Raw genomic sequence first — 24,688 nt, 5'->3', positions numbered from 1 at the left:
GAGGCAGTGAGTCGGGGCCACCCTTGTCCTTCGAGGCTCCGCACCTCAGGATGAGAGTGGAGCGGCCTTTTCAGCCAAGCACAAAAGATTAACCCTCACCCTGAGGTGGCCCGCAGGGCCCTCGAAGGGTGAGGGCGGGTGATTGGCCGCAAAAGCCGCAAAACCGTACCGTTTCCCGCCCTTCCTCGCTTGAAAAGCCGCATTTGCAGGTCTAAGAACCCGCAACTTGTTTCTTTTGCGGAGGCTCTTCCCATGACAGTGCGCAATCTCTTCCTTCTGCCGGGTGACGGCATCGGCCCTGAAGCCATGGGCGAAGTCCGCAAGATCATCGCCTATATGAACAAGGCGAAGGGCGCCGGTTTCGTTACCGACGAGGGTCTGGTCGGCGGCAGCGCCTATGACGCGCACGGCGCGGCAATCTCCGATGCCGATATGGCCAAGGCGATGGCCGCCGATGCCGTTCTCTTCGGCGCCGTCGGTGGTCCGAAGTGGGATGATGTGCCTTACGAAGTGCGCCCCGAAGCCGGCCTGCTGCGCCTGCGCAAGGATCTTCAGCTTTTCGCCAACCTGCGCCCGGCCATCTGCTACCCGGCGCTAGCGTCGGCCTCTTCGCTGAAGCCGGAGCTGGTCGAAGGCCTCGATATCCTGATCGTCCGCGAACTCACCGGCGGCGTCTATTTCGGCGAACCGAAGGAAATCATCGACCTCGGCAACGGCCAGAAGCGCGGCATCGACACGCAGGTTTACGATACCTACGAAATCGAACGCATCTCCGGCGTCGCCTTCGAACTGGCGCGTACCCGCAACAACCGCGTCTGCTCGATGGAAAAGCGCAACGTCATGAAGTCCGGCGTGCTCTGGAACCAGGTCGTCACCGCGACACACAAGGAAAAATATGCTGACGTCCAGCTCGAACATATGCTAGCCGACGCCGGCGGCATGCAGCTCGTTCGTCAGCCGAAGCAGTTCGACGTCATCGTCACCGATAACCTCTTCGGCGACATGCTCTCCGACGTCGCCGCCATGCTGACCGGCTCGCTCGGCATGCTGCCGTCGGCCTCGCTCGGCGCCCCCGACGCCAAGACCGGCAAGCGCAAGGCGCTCTACGAGCCGGTGCACGGTTCGGCCCCCGACATCGCCGGCAAGGGCATCGCCAACCCGATTGCCATGATCGCCTCCTTCGCCATGTGCCTGCGCTACTCCTTCGCTCTCGTGACCGAGGCCGACGCGCTGGAAAAGGCGATCGCCAACGTGCTCGACAGCGGCATCCGCACCGGCGACATCATGTCTGCGGGCAGCCGCCAGGTCGGCACCACCGAAATGGGCGACGCTATCCTGGCCGAATTCAAGGCCCTTTCGGCATAAATCGCCGGCTATATTTCACGTGAAACACAAAAGCCCTCGCTCCTGCTTGCAGAGCGAGGGCTTTTTCGTTGATCCCGCCACCGGACACAAATCATGGCTTCGCGGCCTCGCCGACCGTCTCAAATCTGTAAAAAAACTGTAGCAGGAACCTGCTAGGCGTAGTCGTCGACTGGGGTGGAAATGTCGGCGACGGGCGGTGAACATGCAGGCGATCTTGACGTCTCTCGACAGGCGGTGGCGGCGAAGCAGACATGGCTTTGCGCCGTCGCATTGGAAGATCTGCCTGTTCCTGACCGCCAATATCGTCCTGCTTTCAGCCCTGCTCTTCGACTGGCCGGTGGGCGCCAATATCAGGAACATGGCGCCGCCCATTCATTTCTTCGGCAAGATGCTCACGAACTTCGGCGAATCCGGCTGGCTCATCCTGATCAGCGCCTTCCTGTTCTTCGAGGGCTGGGCCGGTAGCCGGCTGTTGCAATCGGCGCGCTGCCGTTGCCAGGCGCTGCGCATCTGCCAGATCGGTGGCTATCTGCTGACGACGATCGCACTTTCGGGCATTCTCGCCAACCTGTTGAAACGCGCCATCGGCCGTGCCCGCCCCACGCATTTCCAGGATTGGGGTCCCTTCGGCTTCTCGCCCTTCAATGGCCATGCCGGCTTCGAAAGCTTCCCGTCCGGCCATGCGACCACCATCGGCGCCTTCTTCGTGGCGCTGGCCTTCCTCTTCCCGCGCTATCGCTACCTCTTCATCGCCTGCGCCCTCTGGCTCGCCGCGACGCGCGTGATGATCGGCGCGCATTATCCAAGCGACGTCATCGCCGGCCTGGCACTCGGCGGCTGGTTCTCCTTCATGATGGCGATTGTTTATTCCCGCTACGGCCTGCTCTTCCGCATCGGCGAGGCCGGCTGGCCTGTGCCGAGACTGCCGCTGCTGAAGGGGAAGTAGGGGATCCCATCCGCCCTCGCCCTTCGAGGCTCCGGCTTTCAGCCTCCGCACCTCAGGGTGAGGGCTTTTCTTGAGCCTGGCCGAGAGATTTTCCTCGCCCTCATGGTGAGGTGCTTTGATGCCGAAGCATCAGCGAAGGCGGCGAAGCCTCGAACCACAAGGGTCGGCCCCTAGCTCTCGAAAAAATCATTTGCGAATTGAACATCGACCCGTCCACCCACCCCGAATGGTTGCCAACCATCCGTCACATTCATATATCTGGAGCGGTGAAGCTGCGGGAAATTGTTCCCGCTTGCGATGTGGTAAAGACGATGACCGATGCCGGGCAGACACGATTGAGCGAGAGGCAGATGGGGCTGATTGCCCGGGCGCTTGCCGAGCCGCGTCGTGTGCAGATCCTGAAGGAGATCGGCGGCACTGCCGATCCCATGCCTTGCAGCGTGCTGAACCAATGTCATACCGTCAGCGCCGCCACGATGTCTCATCACCTCAAAGAACTCGAGAATGCCGGTCTCATCGAAATCCTGCGGGACGGCAAATTCGCGAGCCTGCTTCTCCGGCGCGACGTGCTCAACGCCTATATGGCCGAGCTTTCCAACATCTGACAATTCTTTGCCGGCCACGCGCGCCTGCTCTTGTATCACTTAGATGATTATCTAAATATCAAAGTGACAGGATGACGGCCGTCACTTCAGGGCCTCGTTCGCGTCAATAGTTCGATAATTATAAAACTATCTAACAATATCTCGACAGGAGATGACATGAGCAAGCTAGAAGGCAAGGTCGCGATTGTGACCGGAGCATCGAAGGGTATCGGCGCCGGTATCGCCAAGGCATTTGGCGAGGCGGGCGCAGCCGTCGTGGTCAATTATGCATCGAGCCGGGAAGGCGCCGACAGGGTCGTGGCCGAGATCAAATCCAAGGGCGGCAAGGCGATCGCGGCACATGGCGACGTTTCAAAATCCGCCGATGTGAAGCGGCTTTTCGCCGAGGCCAAGGAGGCGTTCGGCGGCGTCGACATCCTCGTCAACAATGCCGGCGTCTACAAGTTCGCGACGCTGGAAGAGATCACCGAAGAGGAATTCCATCGTGAATTCAACATCAACGTCCTCGGCACATTGCTGACGACGCAGGAAGCGGTGAAGTATTTCGGCCCAGAAGGCGGCAATGTCATCAATATCGCCTCGAATGCCGTCACCCTGAACCTGCCGACCGCCGCCGTCTATACGGCGACCAAGGCGGCCGTCACCTCGATCACCCAGATCCTCGCCAAGGAACTTGGGCCTCGCAACATCCGCGTCAACACCATCTCGCCCGGCGGCGTCGAGACTGAAGGCGTCCATGCGGCCGGCGTCATCGGCAGTGATTTCGAAAAGCATCTGGTTTCGCAAACGCCGCTCGGCCGCCTCGGCCAGCCGACGGACATCGCCCCGATCGCCGTCTTCCTCGCCTCGAAGGATTCCGCTTGGCTCACGGGCGAAACCCTCTATGCCGGCGGTGGCCTGAAGTAACCGCCCATTCACCAGACCGCTCTCCTCCTCGCGAGGGGAGCGGCATTGTTTCGCATATCGCGACGCCGCTCAGGCCTGCTACATTAGAGAGCGGTTGCCAAACCCTCTACGTCTTCATACTATCATTCCGTTCGGGTTTTCCGCAGATCATCGCGGCCGGTTTTGCTACGAAATGCTCGCGGCAGGTCCCGCCTGCCATGCAATTCCACGCAACAGCGAATGTCATCGAACTCCGCTAACATCTCCCTGCGACCGCCATTGCGAACAACGAAACGGAGCACGTCATCATGAGCAGCGCCAATACCAAATCGAAACTGGGTACCCGCACCAATCTCAGCGAAGAAGCGACACGCGATATTTCCGCAGCGTTGAGGGCATTGCTGGCTGATGTTTTTGCGCTTTACCTCAAGACCAAGAATTTCCATTGGCATATGAGCGGCCCGCATTTCCGCGACTACCACCTGCTGCTGGACGAACAGGGTGAGCAGCTCTTCGCCATGACCGATCCACTTGCCGAGCGCGCCCGCAAGATCGGCGGCACGACGCTGCGTTCCATCGGCCAGATCGCCAAGCTGCAGCGTATCCCCGACAATGATGCCGACTATGTCGACGCCCAGGACATGCTCGCCGAGCTGGCGGACAACAATCTCAAGCTTTCAGCCGAAATCCGCGCCACCCACGACGTTTGCGACGAATATGGTGATATCGCCACTGCCAGCCTGCTGGAAAACTGGCTGGACGAAACAGAGCGCCGCACCTGGTTCCTGTTCGAATCCACGCGCAACACCAATCGCTGAAACTTCGCTCCGATTTCCGCGTTCCCGCCAGGGTGGGAACGCAAAATCCTTGACTCCTGTGGAAAACCTCTTAGAACCGGCGACGGAAAAGGAAGACCTCCATGGTTCGCTTCGAACAGATCGATAGCTTCGCTCACCTGGCGCAATGTGCCGGGCGGGATGTCTATTTTCCGGTTTCTTCCAAAACCAAGGCCAAAACGACGACGAAAACCGTCTGACGTCTCTGGCCTGCCGCTCTCTCCCCGGCTCGGCTGGGGACAGGAACCGGTCGTTATGACCGTGGTTCCCCCCTCGCCAAAGAGGAGAGAAGAGAAAGAGAGCTTGAGAAATGGGTTTCAAAGTTGCAGTAGCGGGCGCGACCGGAAATGTAGGTCGCGAAATGCTCAATATCCTGGCTGAACGCGGTTTCCCCGCGGACGAAGTCGTGGCACTGGCATCGGCCCGCTCGCAGGGCACCGAAGTTTCCTTCGGCGACCGGACGCTGAAGGTTTCGAACCTGGAGAACTACGATTTCTCCGACACCGACATCTGCCTGATGTCGGCCGGTGGCGATGTCTCCAAGCGGGTCTCGCCGAAGATCGGCGCCCAGGGCTGCGTCGTCATCGACAACTCGTCGGCCTGGCGCTACGACGCCGACGTGCCGCTGATCGTGCCGGAAGTAAACCCGGACGCCATCACGCAGTTCACCAAGCGCAACATCATCGCCAACCCGAATTGCTCGACCGCGCAGCTCGTCGTGGCCCTGAAGCCGCTGCATGACTTCGCCAAGATCAAGCGCGTCGTCGTCTCCACCTACCAGTCCGTTTCCGGCGCCGGCAAGGATGGCATGGACGAGCTCTTCAACCAGACCCGGGCCGTCTTCGTCGCCGACCCGATCGAGAACAAGAAGTTCACCAAGCGCATCGCCTTCAACGTCATCCCGCACATCGACAGCTTCATGGAAGATGGCTACACCAAGGAAGAGTGGAAGGTGCTGGCCGAGACCAAGAAGATGCTTGACCCGAAAATCAAGGTCACTTGCACCGCCGTGCGCGTGCCGGTCTTCATCGGCCATTCGGAATCGGTCAATATCGAGTTCGAAAACGAGATCACCGCCGATCAGGCCCGCGATATCCTGCGCGAAGCGCCGGGTTGCCTTGTCATCGACAAGCATGAAAACGGCGGCTACATCACGCCCTATGAATGCGCCGGTGAAGACGCGACCTACATTTCGCGCATCCGCGAAGATGCAACGGTCGAAAATGGCCTCAACATCTGGGTCGTCTCCGATAATCTGCGCAAGGGTGCGGCATTGAACGCCATCCAGATCGCAGAACTCCTGATCAACCGCGGCCTGATCAAGCCGCGCAAGCAAGCTGCATAAGCGTCTGCAAACCAATTTACGGTTTATAAACCTTGTCCATCTAAGCAGGATTTGAGGAAAAGCCTCGCCATTTCACACCGAAAGGCGGGGCTTTTTCAAAATATTCTTGAGTGATCTTGTTTCACGCGAAGCGAAAAACATTGATCGCTAAAATGTAGTAATGACAGAACCATCCGATACTGGCATGGTCCTGTGGCGACAAGACAGCGCATGAGCCCGGAGAACGGAGAGGCTCGCGCGCCATTCAAAAACGTTCCCGCGTCTTTCGCGCGGTAAGAATTTGGGGATTCTGAATGCGCATCACTAAGTCTGGAATGGCAGCTCTCGTTGCGGTTGGGTTGCTGTTGGGCACACCGTTTGCGGCAAACGCGGCATCCTGCAGCAACACATCAGCCGGTTTTGACAACTGGGTGCGCGAATTCAAGCAGGAAGCGCAGGGCCAGGGTATCAGCCAATCCACACTCGATCGCGCCTTCGCCAACGTCCATTACAATCAGCCGACCATCCGCGCGGACCGCGGCCAGAAGAGCTTCAAGCTCTCCTTCGATGAGTTCATGAAAAAGCGCGGCGGCCAGACAATCATCAGCCGTGGCAAGAGCATGAAGCAGGCCAATGCCGCTCTGTTCTCGCGCATCGAGAAGCGTTACGGCGTTCCCCCGGGCCCGATCATCGCCATCTGGGGCATGGAAACCGGTTTCGGCAGCTTCATGGGCGACCAGAATACGCTTTCGGCCGTATCGACACTTGCCTTTGACTGCCGTCGCTCCGCCTACTTCACCGATCAGCTCTATGCCGCCCTCAAGCTCGTCGGCGAAGGCTATCTGAGCCCGTCCGCTCGTGGTGCCGCCCATGGCGAAATCGGCCAGACGCAGTTCATGCCGAAGAACGTCGTGCTGTATGGCGTCGACGGCGACGGCGACGGCAAGGTCGATCTCGTCGGCTCGCGCGCCGATGCGCTGTCCTCGACCGCGAACTTCCTGAAGGGCCATGGCTGGCAGGCTGGTGCTCCCTATCAGCCCGGCGAACCGAATTTCTCGGCGATCGGCGGCTGGAACGATGCAAGGGTCTATCAGGAGGCAATCGCCTATATCGGCAAGCAGATCGACGGCAAGTAATCAGAGCCAAACAAATCAAAAAGGCGCTTCGACCTGATGGTCCGGAGCGCCTTTTTCGTTAGACCTAGAGCAATTTCAGGAAAACTGTGCCACAGTTTTCCGTCCGGACTTGCGCAAAGCAAAGAGATAGAGCGTTCTCAGGCTTCGGGGCGGATAAAGTCGCGGGTCTTTGCGTCCATCACCCACAGCTCGCCGGTCGAAATATCGAACCAGGCCCCGTGCAGGTTCAACTTTCCTTCTTCTTCCAGCGCCTTGATATCCGGAAAGCTGCGCAGATTGTCGAGCGAGTTGCGGATCGAGATGCGCTCCAGCGCCGTCTGCCGCTCGGCCTGTGTCATGATATCGTTGCTCTGGATCTGCTCGGCGGCGGGCTTCAGGAGCCCCATCCAGCGACCGATGAAGTCACCTGGCGAGAGCGGCTCGGCATTGGGATCAAGTGCTGCGCGGATGCCGCCGCAGCGGCCATGGCCCATGACGACGATGTCGGAGACCTTCAGCGACTGTACCGCGAATTCAAGTGCTGCCGACGTCGCATGGAAATGCCCGTCCGGCTCATAGGGCGGCACCATATTGGCGACGTTGCGGATGACGAAAAGCTCCCCCGGGCCGGCGTCGAAGATAATCTCCGGCGCTGCGCGGGAGTCGCTACAGGCAATCACCAAGGTCGATGGGCTCTGGCCGCTCTCGGCGAGGCTGCGATAGCGCTCGCGCTCATCGACGTAACGCCCGCTCATGAAGTTGCGATAACCGCTCAGAAGGGAGGTAGGAAAGCTGTCCATGGAGATTGAATTACAGCGCGCCGCCGCCGATGGCAACTATTGCACTGCAAAAAGCTCCTGACAGGCTCGATCGCTACCTCTTGCGCTGCGCGGGATGCATCAGCCGGCGCATCTGCACCATTGCCATCGGTGTCGACAGGCTGGAGGCATCCGCCGCCAGCGTCAGCTCGTCGCTGCCGCGCTTGACCGCCCTTGCCAGGACTTCATAGACGCTCGCCGTGGTCATTTGCAGTGCCCGCTCCTCATCCATGCCGGATAGAAGCCGTGACAGGAACACGGCCGAGAGAAGATCGCCGAGCCCGTTCGGGGCATTGTCGATGCTGCGATGTTCGGCAAGCAGCGCATTTCGGCCGCTGAGATAGAGATTGCCGATACCGCCGGCCATCATCGGCACAGCCGAGGTCACCAGCATGCGCGACGGCCCGAGCGCCAGGGCAGCTTCCATGACGGCATTGTTGTCCTCCAGCGGCGCCCCCGCGAGCCAGGCAAGCTCGTAGCGGTTCGGTGTCGCCAGCGACGCCAGCGGGATCAGCTGATCGCGGATCGCTTCCGCCGTCGCCTCGGGTACGTAGAGACCACCGGCATCGCCGATGACCGGATCGCAGGCATAAAAGAGATCGGGGTTCTTTTCTCTCAGCGCCCTTACCAGCCGGGCAACGGAGCGCGCCTGTGCGGCATTGCCGAAATAACCCGACAGCACCGCCTTCACCTCCGACAACCAGGGTGCCGCGATGAGATCGTCGATCGCGTGATCGAAATCAGTTTCATTGAAGGTCAACCGCGTCGAGCGGCCATGGCCTGGATGCCAGGGAAGGACGATGGTCGGTAGTGCCCAGACGGGATGACCGAGGGTTTCCAGTGCGAAGACGGCGGCACGATTGCCGACGGAGCCTCTGACGACATGACTGGAGATGACGATAACGGCGCCCGCCGAATTGTCCGACATGATGCTTGCTTCCGGTTATGATCTTCCGACTTCGATGGGGTTGTGATGATCCCTTTATCGTCACTCTGTCAACCGCGCTTCACAGAGTCATGAAAACGTCTGTTGCGGAGCTTATGGTGACAATTCCGCGCCCCTATCATGCGCTTTGCAACGGGATCACGACGTTCGGCAAGATTCTTCACGATTTGAGACAGAATCCGTCGAAAAGCGATCAAATCTGCATTCATTTTGCCAGTTTTTTCGATAAATCTTCTGATACTGTGGTCAAAATCTTGAAATTTGGAGGAAATTCATGGCGTCCAGGACCAACCCGAAACGGGAAAAACAGATTGAGGCGGCGCGAAAGATCGCTGCCGCGACCGGCGAGGCACATCTCGATCCGGAGATCCTGTTCGGCCGGGCAAGCAATGACGACATGGAGCGCTACAGCCCGGAAATGCTTGCCCTTGCTGCGGTGCACGCGGCCAAGGAGCTCGCGGCCTGGAGCGGTACCTCCCCCCGCGTTTCGATCGAGCAGGTGACCGATATCGATCCCGATGGCGTGCCCGTCTCGATCCTGTCGATCACCGACCACAACATGCCCTTCCTCTACGAATCGGTGATGGGCGAGGTGACGAGCAGCTACCGTGATCTCCACATGGCCGTGCACCCGATCCTGGTCATTGAAAAAGGCAAGCTGCCGAGCCTTTATTCCGCCGATCATCCGAGCGATCCGGCCCATCGCGTCAGCCATATCCAGCTGCATCTGGCACCGCTGACCGCAGCGCAAGCAACAGACCTGATCAAGCGCGTCCAGACCGTGCTCGATCAGACGCATCTGACGGTTTCCGATTGGAAGTCGATGCAAACGCGGCTCGACACCGTGATATCGGAGCTTTCCATCTATGAAGCGAACGGCCGCCGCAAGGCGGAGCGCGACGAGGCACTGGCTTTCCTCTCCTGGCTGCGCGACGGCAATTTCACCTTCCTCGGCATGCGCGAGTATGTCTATTCCGGCAAGGGCGCCAAGGCCAAGGTGGAACGCGATCGCGGCACCGGCCTCGGTATCCTCTCCAATCCGGATGTCCTGGTGCTTCGCCAGGGCAAGGACGCCGTCACCACCACACCTGAAATTCTCGCCTTCCTGGATGGTCCGGACTTCCTGATCGTCACCAAGGCCAACGTCAAGTCGATCGTCCACCGCCGCGCCTATATGGATTATGTTGGCGTCAAGCGTTTCGACGCTGACGGCAACGTCACCGGCGAGCTGCGCATCGTGGGTCTCTTCACCTCGACCGCCTATACCAGCGCCGCCGCCGATGTGCCGCTGCTGCGCTCGAAGGTGCAGAAGGTCAAGGATCATTTCGGCTTCGACCCGGCCAGCCATTCCGGCCGCATGTTGGAAAACACGCTGGAATCCTATCCGCGCGACGATCTCTTCCAGATCGACACCACATTGCTCGCAAGCTTTGCCGAACAGATCAACGATCTGACCGACCGGCCGCACGTGCGCGCTCTGCCGCGCATCGACCATTTCGACCGCTTTGTCTCGGTCATCGTCTACGTTCCGCGCGAAGAATATGATTCCGTCGTCCGCGAGAAGATCGGTAATTACCTGAAAACCGTCTATGACGGCCGCGTTTCCGCCTATTACCCGGCCTTCCCGGAAGGCGGCGTGGCGCGCGTGCACTTCATCATCGGCCGCAGTGGCGGCAAGACGCCACATATTCCGCAAGGCAAGCTCGAAGAGGCGATCCGCGCCATCACCGCCCGCTGGGATGAGCGTTTCGTCATGCTGGCCGGCCCGAAAGCACCGCGCATCTCCGTCAGCCAGGCTTTCCAGGAAGCCTTCACGCCGGAAGATGCGGTCGCCGACCTGCCGGATATCACCGCCACCGCCGGTGCCGAACCGATCCGCATCGCCTTCTACACCCGCAAGGATGAAAGCGGCGATATCCTCTCGCTGAAGATTTTCCATGGGCAGGGTAATCTGGCGCTGTCGCGCCGCGTGCCGCTGCTTGAAAATCTCGGCTTCAACGTCATCAGCGAGCGGACTTTCGACATCTATGTCACGGGCAAGGACGGCGAAACCGGCCATGTGGTGCTCCATGACATGGAACTGGAAGCCCGCAGCGGTACGACAATCGATCTCGCCCGCCATGGCGCGGCACTCGAGGAAGCCTTTCTCGCCGCCTTCGGTGGCACGATCGACAATGACAGCTTCAACCGGCTGATCGTCTCGGCCGATCTTTCCGCCCGCGAAACGAATGTGCTCCGCGCCTATGCCCGCTATCTCCGCCAAGCCGGCATCGCCTATTCGCAGGACTATATCGCCGCGACACTGGATAAATATCCGCGCATCGCCGCCGCGATCTTCCGGCTGTTCTACGACACGCTCGATCCCAAGCTCAGCGACAAGAACCGCACGAACAAGCTTTCCGAGCTGCATGCGACCATTGAAACCGAGCTTGCCGACGTTCCAAGTCTCGACGACGACCGCATTCTGCGCCGCTACGTCAACGCCATCGACGCAACGCTGCGCACCAACTACTTCCAGAAAAACCCCGACGGCACCCCTAAGGCCATGCTCGCCTTCAAACTCGACCCGAAGCTGCTGGACGGTCTGCCGGAACCGCGGCCCTTCCGCGAAATCTTCGTCTATGGCGTCGAAGTGGAAGGCGTGCACCTGCGCTTCGGCAAGGTGGCGCGCGGCGGTCTGCGCTGGTCGGACCGCGCCGAGGATTACCGCACCGAAGTGCTCGGCCTCGTGAAGGCGCAGCAGGTGAAGAACGCCGTCATCGTGCCTGTCGGCGCCAAGGGTGGCTTCTATCCGAAGAAGCTGCCGGTTGGCGGCACCCGCGACGAGATCTTCAATGCCGGGCGCGAGGCCTACAAGACCTATATCCGCACGCTATTGTCGATCACCGACAATATCTCCGGCGCCGATATCATCGCACCGACCGACACGGTACGGCTGGATGGCGACGATCCTTATTTCGTCGTTGCCGCAGACAAGGGCACGGCCACTTTCTCCGACACCGCCAATGCGCTGGCGCAGGAAGCCGGCTTCTGGCTGGATGACGCCTTCGCCTCCGGCGGCTCGGCCGGCTATGACCACAAGAAGATGGGCATCACCGCCCGCGGCGCCTGGGAAACCGTCAAGCGGCACTTCCGCGAGATGGATATCGACATCCAGACGACCCCCTTCACGGTCGTCGGTGTCGGCGACATGTCCGGCGACGTCTTCGGCAACGGCATGCTGTTGTCGCCGAAGATCCGCCTCATCGCCGCATTCGACCATCGCGACATCGTCATCGATCCGAATCCGGACATGGCAAAGACGCTGGCCGAACGGCAGCGTCTTTTCGACCTGCCGCGCTCGAGCTGGCAGGATTTCAACAAATCCGTCCTGTCGAAGGGCGCGATGATTATCTCGCGCTCGGCGAAATCGGTGACGCTGACGGTTGACGCCGCCGCCGCGATCGGCATCGACAAGACGGTGGCAACGCCGTTCGAAATCATCACGGCGATCCTGAAGGCTCCCGTCGACCTGCTCTGGTTCGGCGGCATCGGCACCTATGTGAAAGCACCGTCCGAAACGGATTCGGAAGTCGGCGACCGCGCCAACGATCCTATCCGCATCACGGCGGAAGAGGTTCGTGCCAAGGTGATCGGCGAGGGTGCCAATCTAGGCGTCACCCAGAAGGGCCGCATCGCCTATGGTCTCAAGGGCGGACGCTGCAACTCGGACGCCATCGACAACTCGGCCGGCGTCAACACCTCCGACGTCGAGGTCAATATCAAGATCGCACTCGCCTCGGCCATGTTCGACGGCCGCCTGACGCGGGCCAAACGCGACACGCTGTTGGCGTCGATGACTGATGAAGTCGCCGTCCTCGTACTGCGCAACAACTATCTGCAATCCCTCGCGATCTCGCTGACCGAGCGCAAGGGTACCGGCAACGGTCTTGAGCTCAGCCGCTTCATGAGCGTTCTGGAAGCCGCCAAGCAACTCAACCGCAAGGTCGAGACGCTGCCGGACGACCAGACTTTTGCCGAACGCTACGCCAATGGCCGGCCGCTGACGCGCGCCGAAATCGGCGTCCTGCTTTCTTACGCCAAGATCGTCCTCTTCGACGCGCTTGCGGCAAGCGACCTGCCGGACGATCCCTATTTCGCCGCGACGCTCAGCCATTATTTCCCGGCCAAGATGCAGCGCTCGCATGCCACCGACATCACCGGCCACCGGCTGAAGCGCGAAATCGTAGCAACCGTGCTGGCAAACGAGGCGATCAATCGCGGCGGGCCGGGCTTTGCCGTCAGCATGATGGACGCGACGGCGGCATCGGCCGCCGAAGTGGTCAAGGCTAGCGTGCTCGCCCGTGACGGCTTCGATCTCGACCGGCTCTGGAACGAAACCGACGCGCTTGACGGCAAGGTCGCCGGACAGATGCAGAACCGCGTCTACGGCGAGATCACCGAGGTCTACACGGCGCTCACTCGCCTGCTGCTGAAAACCGGCGCGGCGAAGGGCAATATCGAGGAAACCATCACCCGGCTTCAGGCAGCCTTGAAAAAGCTGCGGCCGCTCTTCCTCAGCCATATCCCGGCAGATTTCGCCGCCGAGATCGCCGCTCGCCAGACGGAATACCAGACCGCCGGCCTGCCGGAAAAACTCGCCGGCGAGATCGCCATGATCTACGCGCTCGTTCTCGTCCCAGAGATCATGCAGATCGCCGAGCGCACCGGCGATACTCTCAACCGCGCAGCCGAAAGCTACTTCACCGTGTCGCAGACCTTCCGTGTCGGACGCCTGCTGCTCGCCGGCAGCCGCATCCTCACCGGCGATCACTATGAGAGCCTGGCCTTGGCTCGCAGCCTCGACCAGATCGCCGGCGCCCGGCGCGATATCGTCATCTCGGCGCTGTCGAACCATCCGAAGGACAAACAGCCGATCCAGGCATGGCATGCGGAGGATCGCATCCGCATCAATCGCATTGCTGAGGAGCTTGCGAGCCTCAGCGAAAGCGGTGATCCGAACCTTGCCCGAATCACGGTTGCCGCCGGCCTTCTGACCGACCTTGCGCATGACCGGGCGAGGTGAGACAGTCCGCCCGACTCAATAGCCGATCGGCGGAATCAAGGACGGGAATTTGGTAGCCACCGAGATAAGCGACAATGCGCCGGCAAAAGTGCCGGCGCGGGGCATCTGGGGATGGATGTTCTTCGACTGGGCGGCGCAACCCTTCTTCACCGTCGTCACCACCTTCATCTTCGGCCCCTATTTCGTGGCACGACTGACCGCCGATCCGGTGGCCGCGCAGGCGACATGGAGCAATATGGCGACGATCTCCTCGGTGATCATCGCCGTGCTGTCGCCAGTGCTCGGCTCGATCGCGGATCAATCCGGCAGACGCAAGCCGTGGATCGCTTTCTTCGCCGTCATCAAGATCGCCAGCCTCTTCTGCCTCTGGGGTGCCGCTCCCGGCTCACCGGTGATCTATCCCGTCATCTTCATGATCCTCGCCTCGATCTCGGCGGAATTTTCGATCGTCTTCAACGATTCGATGATGCCGAGGCTTGTCGGAAAGGACGATGTCGGCCGCGTATCGAACGCCGCCTGGGGACTCGGCTATCTCGGCGGCATGATCGTGCTGATTGCCGTCGTGGCGCTTCTGGCCGGCAGCCCGCAGACCGGCAAAACCATCCTCGGCTTGACGCCGCTTTTCGGCCTCGACGCAGCACTCGGCGAGGATGCCCGCATCACCGGGCCGATCGCCGCCGTCTGGTATTTCCTCTTCATCCTGCCAATGTTCTTCTTCACGCCGGATGCCGCGCGCGGCCTACCGCTGGCCACTGCTGTTCGCTCTGGCCTGCGTGAACTGAAAACGACGCTCGGCGAGCTGAAACGTCGGCGGGGCATCAGCCTCTTTTTGATCGCCCGCATGATCTATCAGGACGGCGTCAACGGCCTGCTGATCCTCGGCGGCACCTTCGCAGCGGGCATGTTCGGCTGGGCGACCATCGAGATCGGCATCTACGGCATCATCCTCAATGTCATCGCCATTTTCGGCTGCTTCATCGCTGGCTATGTCGACCGTTGGCTGGGCTCGAAAATAACGGTCGTCATCAGCCTCACCCTGCTGCTCGTCGCCACATTCGGTATCGTCTCGACCGGGCCGGGCTTTACGCTCTTCGGCCTCGTGCCGCTTTCCACCGTCGATTCCGGCGGCCTGTTCGGGACGGCAGCCGAGAAGGCCTATATCGGGTACGGTCTGCTGATCGGTATCGCCTTCGGCCCGGTGCAGGCCTCCTCGCGCTCTTATCTCGCCCGCAGCGTCAGCATCGCCGAAGCCGGTCGCTATTTCGGTATCTACGCGCTCTCCGGCCGCGCCACCAGCTTCATGGCGACACTGTTCTTCTCGCTGATGACCTATTGGAGCGGCTCGGCTCGCCTCGGCATGGCGACACTGGTCGTCTTCCTCGCCGGCGGTCTCTTACTTCTGCTGCGGACACCCTATCCCGCCGACAAGGCGAGATAGGAAAAGAAAATCCCGGTTGAACTGGCCAACCGGGATATCCGAATTCACAATTTGGTATATCCGCCAATCAATGGCGGAAATGGCGGATGCCGGTGAAGACCATCGCAACATTGTGCTCGTTGGCGGCGTCGATGACTTCCTGGTCGCGCATCGAGCCACCCGGCTGGATGACGGCCGTGGCGCCGGCGGCAATCGCCGACAGCAGGCCGTCGGCAAACGGCAGGAAGGCTTCGGAGGCAACGGCGGAACCGCGGGTCAGCGGCTCGGCAAGCCCCATGGCCTTGGCGGCTTCTTCCGCCTTGATCGCGGCGATGCGAGCCGAATCGACGCGGCTCATCTGACCAGCACCGATGCCGGCCGTCTGACCGTCCTTGGCATAAACGACGGCATTCGACTTGACATGCTTGGCGACGCGGAAGGCGAACTTCATGTCTTCCAGCTCCTGCGCCGTCGGCGCGCGCTTGGTGACGACCTTCAATTCCATGTCCTCGACCAGCGCATTGTCGCGGTTCTGGACGAGCAAGCCGCCGGAGACGGTCTTGGCGGTCAGGCCGGCCACGCGCGGATCGGGCAGGGCGCCGACCGAGAGAAGGCGAAGGTTCGGCTTGCGGGCGATAATCGCCTTGGCTTCCTCGGTCACCTCAGGCGCGATGATGACTTCGGTGAAGAGCTTGACGATCTCTTCCGCCGTTGCCGCATCAAGAATGCTGTTCAGCGCGATGATCCCGCCGAAGGCAGAGACGGAATCGCAGGCGAGCGCCCGCTTGTAGGCTTCGACCAGGCTCGGGCCGGTGGCGACACCGCAGGGATTGGCATGCTTGATGATCGCGCAGGCCGGGCCATTTTCCGGCAGGAACTCGGCAACGAGCTCATAGGCCGCATCTGTATCGTTGATATTGTTGTAGGAAAGCTGCTTGCCCTGGAGCAGCGTCGCGGTCGAAACGCCAGGACGGTTTTCGCCAGTCACGTAGAAAGCCGCTTTCTGATGCGGGTTTTCGCCATAGCGCATCTCTTCACGCAGCACGCCGCCGATGACGCGGTGGCGTGGGGTGGCGATGTCGAGCGCTTCGGCAAACCAGTTGGAGATAATCGCGTCATAGGCAGCGGTGCGGGCAAAAGCCTTGGCGGCCATGCGCTTGCGGAAGTCGTAGGTCGTCTGTCCGGCATCAGCGGAAAGCTGCTCGAGCAGCTCGGAGTAATCGGCCGGATCCGTCAGGGTGATCACATAGGCATGGTTCTTGGCCGAAGCGCGGATCATTGCCGGGCCGCCAATGTCGATATTCTCCACCGTCGTCGGATAATCACCGCCCGCCTTGCGCACGTCTTCGAAGGGATAGAGGTTGATGACGGCGAGGTCGATGCCCTCGATGCCGTGTTCCTTCATCGCCGCTTGATGCTCGACATCGTCACGGATGGCAAGCAGGCCGCCATGCACCTTTGGATGCAGCGTCTTGACGCGGCCATCCATAATCTCCGGAAACGCGGTGACTTCGGAAACGTCGGTCACCGCAAGGCCGGCCGCCGCGATTGCCTTATGGGTGCCGCCGGTCGACAACAGCCGCACGCCCTTTTCGCTGAGCGCACGAGCAAGCTCGACGATGCCGGTCTTGTCGAAGACGGACAGAAGCGCGGTTTTCACCTGGACTTTGTCGGGAGCGGGGATTTTCTTGGATACGACGGCCATGGGCTTTCTCCGATATAGCGCGAGGAGAGGAGATGTCCGGCGAAAACGGCGCGGGACGATATGCCCGCCCCGTTAGCATAGCTGACGCTGTTAGCCTATGGCCGATAGGACAAAAACCAGCGGATTTCCGGCTTTTCGCCAATTGGGAAAACAATCTCGAGCTGGTCGGAGGAGCGCATGCCGGAGGCATCGGCGAAAAAGATATCCTCGGCCACCAACACCTCGTTGCCCGGCGAGGAGAAGACCCAGGTCTCGCCATCAGGCGCGATCAGCAGGGCGCTGTCGGTCTCGGTCTGCAGCAGGCTGATGGAGGGATGGATATGGAAGCGAGCCGACGCCAGGCTTTCACCCCTTGGTGTATGCTTCTTGCCCTCGGGAACGAAGAAACGGTCGCGGCCGGTAAGGATCGTGCCGGCGGCATTGAGGCTGATCTCACGCTCATGCACATAGCCGAACGTGGAGAGATAGCCGTCATGCGCGGCTCGCACATAATCGCGGCCATCCTCGGTCTCAGCGCGCTCGACGATAACCTTCTTCACCCCGCCGACCATGACGGGGCCAAGGGTTTTCGACTTGGAAAATAGACTGGAGGAGGTGTCGTTGAGCGTTACGGTCGAATGCGCCGCCGTCGCGCGGGCGGCCTGTACATAGCGGTCGCCCGCAAATTCCGGCGCACCGGAATTGACGATGAAGCGGGCCTTGCCCGATGACATTTCGAAGGACAGGCAGCCGGCATGGGCCGTGCGGCTAAGGTCGGTGGAGGCGGGACAGCCGGTATCGACGATGACCACCGCCTGACCCGCGGCCAGCCGGTGGTATTTCGCATGCGGCAGCGCCTTGAACGTCTGGCCGGCGGTTTCATCATAACGCAGCACCGACATCAGCTCGTTGGCAAGCGTCGATGTCGCGCCGTTGAACAATGCCAAATCGCCATCCTGATGCCGGAAGAAGCGTAGCGCCGGATACATGCGGTCGATGCCGGGGATCAGCCGCGACGGGACATCGTGGCCGAGATTGACATAGGTCTGGCGCAGCGGCAGCAGATCGAGCAAAAGCTCGAGCGCTATGCGCGGATTGCGCGAGATATGCCCGCCATCGGGCAGAATCTGCCGGTCGATTTCCCGGTTCAGCGCCTGACCGGCGCGCTTCAGCGCCGAAGCGCCGTTCGGCATGGCGACCGAGGACATGGCAAGCGCGATGCGCACCCGGAACCGAGTCGTTCCATCCCGCGTCGTTGCCGCAATCCGGCGGAGATAGCGCACATGCAGGACGAGCATACGCATAAAACGGCGGTAGAAGCCGCTATCCGTGCCCTGCAGGAGAACCGGCGAGTGCGACAACCAGGCGATCAACCGCTCGGCGGCGGTATCGGGCGCCCAGGCGATGCCCTGCAGCCGGCGGCCATGAACCGCCATCCAGTCATTGAGAATGGAGCGCGCCAGGGCAGACGCCTGATCGCTTTTTTCCGCCCGCAAGTGCCGCAGCCAGCGGAAATTGTGCAGCCGCACGGCAAAGACCTGCGACGGAAGCTCCAGGGCGAAAGGCGATCCGCCCTCGGTTTCCAGCACGCGGCCCGCCAACAGGATGCGGCCATTCAAAAGCTCTTCGACAAAGAAAGGATCGATACTGCGCAGATCCGTCGGAGCCACGATCAGCCGTTCCGGCACACGCATCGTGTGGCGGGTGAGACGCAATCGCGCCAACGCCGCGCGGCGAGACATCCGCCGCCATGCTTCCCGCATGTGTAATTTCACTAAATCCTGCCGCAAAACTGCATATTTGCTTCTGCTTACTCTCAACACCCGGTGGTTAAGAAGAGGTTAGGAATATGCCAAATCGGGACGTTGTGCCCGATTTTTCATCAATGTGAGAGCAATCGCTCAAGCTCCGCCACTAATGCGTGCGACGGAGCACCACGGCGAAGAAGCCATCGAGACCGGAGGCAAAACCGCCGGAGAGCGGCAGCATATCGGGCGTGGTACGGAAAGCGCCGAGCGGAGAGATCGCCGCTTCGAGACCCGGCCAGTCCTCAGGCTTGATCGCCACACGCTCCGCCATGTCCGTTTCGGACAAAACGCGCGCCACCAGGTCCTCGCCCTCTTCGGGATCGAGCGAGCAATTGGAAAAGACCACGAGCCCGCCGGGCTTGACCAGGGTCAGAGCATGGCGAAGCAGACGCTCCTGCAAAGCGGCAAGCTTGGCGATATCCTCCGGACCCTTGGTCCAGAGCACATCAGGATGGCGGCGTGTCGTGCCGGTGGACGAGCACGGCGCATCGAGAAGGGCTGCATCAAAGAAATCGTCGGGCTGGAACTTCGCCATATCGGCGACGACGGTTTCCGCCTCGAGCCCGAGCCGCGCCAGATTGCCGGAAAGCCGTTTCAGGCGATTGGCGGATTGGTCGAGGGCGGTTACCTTGCCGCCGGCAAGAATGAGCTGCGCCGTCTTGCCGCCGGGCGCCGCACAGAGATCGACAACCCGCTGACCGGCAAGCGAGCCGAATAGCTTTGCCGGAATGCTGGCGGCAGCGTCCTGCACCCACCATTCGCCATCCGCAAATCCGTCCAGCGACGGGATGGAGCCTTCAAACGCGGCAAGCCGCACGCCGCCGGTCGGCAGGACGACGCCGTTCAGGCGCTTCGCCCATCCCTCGGCGTCGGATTTTACCGTGACGTCGATGGCGGCCGGCTCCAGCTGCGTATCCGAAATCTTCAGCGCCGCTTGCCTGCCATAGGCGGCCTCAAGACGCGTCAGGAACCATTTGGGCATGGCCGGCACATCGGCGCCCTGGCTGAGAATGTCCTGCTTCTCCCGGCCGATGCGCCGGAGAATGGCATTGACCAGCTTGGCAAAACGGCGATTGCGCGGATCCTGGTTGGCCTGTTCCACGGCGATATCGACGGCGGAGTGATCCGGCACGTCGAGATAGAGCATCTGCGCCGCACCGACCACCAGCACATGATGCAGGGCGCGCGCACCTTCCGGCAGCGGCGAATCCAGCAGCGAAGCGATCGCCGCCTCGATGCGCGGCAGATGCCGTAAGGCCGAGTTCAAAATAGCGCGCACCAGCGCCCGATCACTGTCGCCAAGCGCCTTGTAGGCCGGATTGCCGCCTTCGGCATCCAGCATGCCGTCGAGCGGCGTCTTGCGGTCGATGACGGCCGAAAGGATCTTCGCCGCGGCGGCGCGCGCCGCAAATCCGGGCTTGGAAGAAACCGAATCACGCGGTCGGCCCTGTCCAGAGCGGTTTCCTGCTTGCTTTCCGTCTTTATTGAAATGCTTGTTTTTATTATCAGAACTCAAGACCAAGGTCCCTTCGGCGGTTGCGAACCACCGCGACCCGTATTCGGAACGGAGCGCGATTTGCGCTCCGGATTAGCAGTCATGGCCGGTCCCGTCGAGCCGGAGCGGGTTGGCGTGCCAACGGAAGGGCCTGTGCCGCCGCCATACTGCGCCATCTCATGCAGTGCGGCGATGCGGTTTTCCGTGTCCGGATGCGTGGAAAAAAGATTGTCCATGCGCGCGCCGGAGAGCGGATTGATGATGAACATATGAGCCGTCGCCGGATGTCCCTCGGCCTCCTCGTTCGGGATATGCGCGGCACCACGGGCGATCTTGCCGAGCGCCGAGGCAAGCCAGAGCGGATTGCCGCAGATCTCCGCGCCACGGCGGTCGGCCGAATATTCGCGCGTTCGGCTAATCGCCATCTGCACCAGCATGGCGGCCAGAGGTGCTACGATCATCGCCGCAAGCACGCCGATGGCGCCAAGCGGATTGTTGTTATCGCGGCGGCCGCCGAAAAAAAAGGCGAAATTGCCGAGCATGGAGATGGCGCCGGCAAGCGTCGCCGTGATCGTCATGGTCAGCGTGTCGCGGTTCTGCACATGCGCCAGCTCATGCGCCATGACACCCGCCACTTCCTGCGGCGTCAAGGCGTGCAGGAGGCCGGTCGAGGCGGCTACGGCGGCATTCTGCGGATTGCGGCCGGTGGCAAAGGCGTTCGGCTGCGGATTATCGTAGAGATAGACCTTCGGCATCGGCAGGCCGGCATTGCGCGCCAGATCGCGAACGATGCCATAGAATTCCGGCGCACTGCGCTCATCCACCTCCTGCGCACCATAGGTGGACAGCACCATGCGGTCGGAATTCCAGTAGGAAAAGAAGTTCATGCCGGCTGCGGCGACAAACGCGATCATCATGCCGGATTGCCCACCGATCAGATAGCCGACGCCCATAAACAGGGCGGTCATGAAGGCGAGCAGCATGGCAGTACGCATGAGATTCATTCGGGGTCTCCAACACGATCGGCAGTCCGAACCTTTCTCTTTGCGGCCGGACGCACTATGATTTGGCTATTCACCCGGCTATTTCAACAGTTCCAGGCCGCAGCAAGCCATGCAGACAGCAGATAACGACAATAAAACCGACATCGAAGCCGGCGAAGCGCCCCGCAAACCGCTCTCGCCAGCCGCCAAGCGCGCACTTGCCGAAGCCGAGGAACGCCGCAAGGCGCAGGCGCAGACCGACCTCCCCCCCGAAATCGGCGGCCGTGGCGGCGCAGACCCCTCACGCTTCGGCGATTGGGAAATCAACGGACGGACGATCGATTTTTGATTAGTCGCTGTGCGGACCGTTTTGCATCGGCGTAGCAGATGCAGAGCCTATCTCGCCCGGGACGGGCGAGATAAAACCTCCAATATGCGTCCCAAAATCAAGCCGCATCCGCCTTGTTCTGCCTATTGGCGATCAGATCATCAACGACAGCCGGATCGGCCAGCGTCGACGTATCGCCAAGCGCGCCGAAATCGTCTTCAGCGATCTTGCGCAGGATGCGGCGCATGATCTTGCCGGAGCGGGTTTTCGGCAGGCCGGGGGTGAACTGGATCTTGTCGGGCGAAGCGATCGGGCCGATTTCGGCGCGAACATGTTTCACCAACTCCTGCCGCAACGCGTCCGAGCCCTCCTGTCCGACCATCAGCGTCACGTAGCAATAGATGCCCTGGCCCTTGATCGAATGCGGATAGCCGACAACGGCCGCCTCTGAAACATGCTTGTGCGAGACCAGCGCCGATTCGACCTCGGCCGTGCCGAGACGGTGGCCGGAGACGTTGAGGACGTCGTCGACGCGGCCGGTGATCCAGTAATAGCCATCCTCGTCGCGGCGGCAGCCGTCGCCGGTGAAGTACTTGCCTTTATAGGTGGAAAAATAGGTCTGGATGAAACGCTCGTGATCGCCGTAGACCGTGCGCATCTGGCCGGGCCAGCTGTCGGCGATGACGAGATTGCCGTCGGCAGCACCTTCCAGCACTTTGCCTTCGCTATCGACCAGCTCCGGCTGGACACCGAAGAAGGGCAGGGTGGCGGAACCGGGCTTCAGGTCCGTCGCGCCCGGAAGCGGCGTGATCATGTGGCCGCCGGTTTCCGTCTGCCACCAGGTATCGACGATCGGGCTGCGGCTGTCGCCGACCACCTTATAGTACCATTCCCAGGCTTCCGGATTGATCGGCTCGCCGACCGTGCCGAGGAGGCGCAGGCTGGAGCGCGACGAACGCTTGACGAAATGATCGCCGGCACCCATCAGCGAGCGGATCGCCGTCGGTGCAGTGTAGAAGATATTGACCTTGTGCTTGTCGATGATGTCCCAGAAACGGCCCTGATCGGGGTAGTTCGGCACGCCCTCGAACATCAGCGAGGTCGCGGCGTTCGCCAGCGGACCATAGACGATATAGGAATGGCCGGTGACCCAGCCGACATCGGCGGTGCACCAGTAGATATCGCCGGGGTGATAGTCGAAGGTATATTCATGCGTCATCGCCGCATAGACGAGATAGCCGCCTGTCGTGTGCAGCACACCCTTCGGCTTGCCGGTCGAACCTGACGTATAGAGGATGAAGAGGGGATCTTCCGCCTTCATCTTCACCGGCGGACAATCCGCCTTCACCTTGGCAGTTTCCTCGTGATACCAGAGGTCGCGACCGGGCGCCCAGCCGGTTTTGCCGCCGGTGCGACGCACGACCAGAACCTTCTCGACGGTGACAAATTGCTTGGCGGCGATATGGATCGCCGTATCGGTGTTTTCCTTGAGCGGAATCGGCTTGCCGCCGCGCAAGCCCTCGTCACAAGTGATGACGAAGGTCGACTGGCAATCGACGATGCGGCCACCCAGCGCTTCCGGCGAGAAACCGCCGAACACGACGGAATGCACAGCACCAATGCGGGCGCAGGCGAGCATCGCATAGGCGGCTTCCGGGATCATCGGCATATAGATGGTGACGCGGTCGCCCTTCTTGACGCCGTGCTTCTTCAAGACGTTCGACAGCCGGCAAACATGCTCGTAGAGCTCGTTATAGGTAACCTTCTTGTCGATATAAGGGTTGTCGCCTTCCCAGATGAAGGCGACGCGATCGCCGTGCTTCTTCAGGTGACGGTCGATGCAATTATAGGAAACATTGGTCAGCCCATCCTCGAACCATTTGATCGAGACCTTGCCGGTAAACGACGTATTTTTGACCTTGGTGTAGGGTTTGAACCAGTCGATGCGCTGGCCATGCTTACCCCAGAACTTGTCGGGATCCTCGACGCTCTGCCTGTACCATTTCTGATATTTCGCCTGGTCGATCAACGCTCGCGCCTTGACCGGTTTCGTCACCGGATGAATCTTTTCCGACATGGTGTCCTCCTCAAATCATGGCGCCCTCAGTCGAGATTATGGGCACCAATTTGCGCAATCAATAGCAGGTCAAGTGGCGGCGGCAATTAGACAAAGATCAAATCAGGTGCAAAGAATTGCAATTCCCCAACGCTGCGGTTATATAGGGCCATATTTCCCGGACAATAAGGTGTTACACCCCGGACCGCGACACCGGCGCGGACTGACAGAAGGACTATATCTATGGCTCAACAATTGCTCATGCCGAAGGCAACGGCCATCTGGCTTGTGGACAATACAGCCTTGTCATTCGACCAGATCGCGCAGTTCTGCAAGCTGCATCCGCTCGAAGTGAAGGCCATTGCCGATGGCGAAGCCGCCCAGGGCATCAAGGGCCTCGACCCGATCGCCACCGGCCAGCTGTCGCGTGACGAAATCGCCCGTGCCGAAGGCAATCCGAACCATAAGCTGAAGATTTCCGAGCCGAAGGTCCGCGTGCCGGAATCCAAGCGTCGTGGCCCGCGCTACACGCCGGTTTCCAAGCGCCAGGATCGCCCGAACGCCATTCTCTGGCTGGTACGCAACCATCCGGAACTGAAGGACGCGCAGATTTCCCGTCTGGTCGGCACCACCAAGTCGACCATCGAGCAGATCCGTGACCGCACCCACTGGAACTCGACGAATCTGGCACCGATGGACCCAGTAACGCTCGGCCTCTGCAGCCAGATCGATCTCGATATGGAAGTCGAAAAGGCCGCCAAGGGCCGTCCGCTGCCGACCGCTGCCGAACTTGGCGCGACGCTGCAGCCGGCGCAGGAAACCGAGAAGCTCGGCTTCAGCTATGAGCGCGACGAGCCCAAGGAAAAGGAAATCGATGCCGACGCCGTCTTCGCCAAGCTGAAGTCGCTGAAGTCCACCACGCCTGATGATGACGACGATCAGTACTGAGACGCGATCGATCGCTTGTTTTCAAAGCCCTGGTCTCCCGACCGGGGCTTTATTTTTTGAGGTG

General features: G+C 60.9%; 18 protein-coding genes. 11 read left to right on the top strand and 7 right to left on the bottom strand.

All coding sequences use genetic code 11. The features are described 5' to 3' along the window. Positions 1-252: 252 nt before the first annotated feature. From leuB to PMI03_RS22825, 7 genes are all read left to right on the top strand, one after another. Positions 253-1,365, top strand: coding sequence for a 3-isopropylmalate dehydrogenase (gene leuB, locus PMI03_RS22855; RefSeq protein WP_007698762.1), 1,113 nt, complete (start codon positions 253-255; stop codon positions 1,363-1,365). A gap of 202 nt (positions 1,366-1,567) precedes the next feature. Continuing rightward, positions 1,568-2,311 carry a lipid A 1-phosphatase LpxE gene (gene lpxE / locus PMI03_RS22850; RefSeq protein ID WP_007698755.1) on the top strand — a complete coding sequence of 248 codons (744 nt, stop codon included), beginning with the start codon at positions 1,568-1,570 and terminating at the stop codon, positions 2,309-2,311. Positions 2,312-2,622: 311 nt separating this feature from the next. Beyond that, the gene (locus tag PMI03_RS22845; RefSeq protein ID WP_012652991.1) at positions 2,623-2,916 is read left to right on the top strand and encodes a helix-turn-helix domain-containing protein; all 294 of its coding nucleotides are present in this window, start codon (positions 2,623-2,625) and stop codon (positions 2,914-2,916) included. Between the two features lie 156 nt (positions 2,917-3,072). After that, positions 3,073-3,822 carry a glucose 1-dehydrogenase gene (locus tag PMI03_RS22840; RefSeq protein WP_007698743.1) on the top strand — a complete coding sequence of 250 codons (750 nt, stop codon included), beginning with the start codon at positions 3,073-3,075 and terminating at the stop codon, positions 3,820-3,822. A 287-nt stretch (positions 3,823-4,109) separates the two neighbouring features. Further along, the gene (locus tag PMI03_RS22835; protein ID WP_007698742.1) at positions 4,110-4,619 is read left to right on the top strand and encodes a Dps family protein; all 510 of its coding nucleotides are present in this window, start codon (positions 4,110-4,112) and stop codon (positions 4,617-4,619) included. Between the two features lie 328 nt (positions 4,620-4,947). Continuing rightward, complete coding sequence (locus PMI03_RS22830; protein ID WP_007698740.1) at positions 4,948-5,982, top strand: aspartate-semialdehyde dehydrogenase; 1,035 nt, start codon at positions 4,948-4,950, stop codon at positions 5,980-5,982. Positions 5,983-6,275: 293 nt separating this feature from the next. Then, entirely contained in the window at positions 6,276-7,097 is an 822-nt protein-coding gene (locus tag PMI03_RS22825) for a lytic transglycosylase domain-containing protein (protein ID WP_007698739.1), read from the top strand. A 137-nt stretch (positions 7,098-7,234) separates the two neighbouring features. Here PMI03_RS22825 and PMI03_RS22820 read toward each other — a convergent pair whose 3' ends face one another. Then, positions 7,235-7,876, bottom strand: a complete 642-nt coding sequence (locus PMI03_RS22820; RefSeq protein WP_007698738.1) for a carbonic anhydrase — start codon at positions 7,874-7,876, stop codon at positions 7,235-7,237. 73 nt (positions 7,877-7,949) lie between these two features. Next, on the bottom strand, positions 7,950-8,822 hold the full coding sequence (gene pdxY, locus PMI03_RS22815) for a pyridoxal kinase PdxY (RefSeq protein WP_007698737.1): 873 nt from the start codon (positions 8,820-8,822) through the stop codon (positions 7,950-7,952). A gap of 292 nt (positions 8,823-9,114) precedes the next feature. Here pdxY and PMI03_RS22810 point away from each other — a divergent pair, with 292 nt between their 5' ends. Both PMI03_RS22810 and PMI03_RS22805 read left to right on the top strand, forming a co-directional pair. Then, positions 9,115-13,905: an NAD-glutamate dehydrogenase gene (locus PMI03_RS22810; protein WP_007698736.1), complete on the top strand. Its 4,791-nt coding sequence runs from the start codon at positions 9,115-9,117 to the stop codon at positions 13,903-13,905. Positions 13,906-13,954: 49 nt separating this feature from the next. Beyond that, positions 13,955-15,343 carry an MFS transporter gene (locus tag PMI03_RS22805; RefSeq protein ID WP_007698733.1) on the top strand — a complete coding sequence of 463 codons (1,389 nt, stop codon included), beginning with the start codon at positions 13,955-13,957 and terminating at the stop codon, positions 15,341-15,343. A 67-nt stretch (positions 15,344-15,410) separates the two neighbouring features. On the opposite strand, the gene purH is transcribed toward PMI03_RS22805, so the two are convergent. The 4 genes from purH to htpX all read right to left on the bottom strand — a co-directional run bounded on the left by purH (position 15,411) and on the right by htpX (position 21,313). After that, positions 15,411-17,027 carry a bifunctional phosphoribosylaminoimidazolecarboxamide formyltransferase/IMP cyclohydrolase gene (gene purH / locus PMI03_RS22800; RefSeq protein ID WP_007698732.1) on the bottom strand — a complete coding sequence of 539 codons (1,617 nt, stop codon included), beginning with the start codon at positions 17,025-17,027 and terminating at the stop codon, positions 15,411-15,413. 95 nt (positions 17,028-17,122) lie between these two features. Beyond that, complete coding sequence (locus PMI03_RS22795; RefSeq protein WP_039974543.1) at positions 17,123-18,769, bottom strand: heparinase II/III family protein; 1,647 nt, start codon at positions 18,767-18,769, stop codon at positions 17,123-17,125. A gap of 151 nt (positions 18,770-18,920) precedes the next feature. After that, entirely contained in the window at positions 18,921-20,336 is a 1,416-nt protein-coding gene (locus tag PMI03_RS22790; protein ID WP_409033807.1) for an RsmB/NOP family class I SAM-dependent RNA methyltransferase, read from the bottom strand. Continuing rightward, complete coding sequence (gene htpX / locus PMI03_RS22785; protein ID WP_007698724.1) at positions 20,327-21,313, bottom strand: zinc metalloprotease HtpX; 987 nt, start codon at positions 21,311-21,313, stop codon at positions 20,327-20,329. Before htpX ends, PMI03_RS22790 begins: the two co-directional genes overlap by 10 nt. Positions 21,314-21,422: 109 nt before the next feature. On the opposite strand from htpX, the gene PMI03_RS22780 reads away from it, so the two are divergent. Then, the gene (locus PMI03_RS22780; RefSeq protein ID WP_007698721.1) at positions 21,423-21,641 is read left to right on the top strand and encodes a DUF1674 domain-containing protein; all 219 of its coding nucleotides are present in this window, start codon (positions 21,423-21,425) and stop codon (positions 21,639-21,641) included. Between the two features lie 97 nt (positions 21,642-21,738). Here the strand turns inward: PMI03_RS22780 and acs are convergent, their stop codons facing one another. Then, complete coding sequence (gene acs, locus PMI03_RS22775; protein WP_007698718.1) at positions 21,739-23,697, bottom strand: acetate--CoA ligase; 1,959 nt, start codon at positions 23,695-23,697, stop codon at positions 21,739-21,741. A gap of 222 nt (positions 23,698-23,919) precedes the next feature. Here acs and PMI03_RS22770 point away from each other — a divergent pair, with 222 nt between their 5' ends. Further along, positions 23,920-24,624, top strand: coding sequence for a DUF1013 domain-containing protein (locus PMI03_RS22770; protein ID WP_007698715.1), 705 nt, complete (start codon positions 23,920-23,922; stop codon positions 24,622-24,624). Positions 24,625-24,688: the final 64 nt, after the last annotated feature.

Source organism: Rhizobium sp. AP16, assembly GCF_000281735.1.
GTDB lineage: Bacteria > Pseudomonadota > Alphaproteobacteria > Rhizobiales > Rhizobiaceae > Rhizobium > Rhizobium rhizogenes.
Note: the sequence above shows the minus strand (reverse complement) of the source record. Positions and strands in the feature narration are given on the sequence as shown.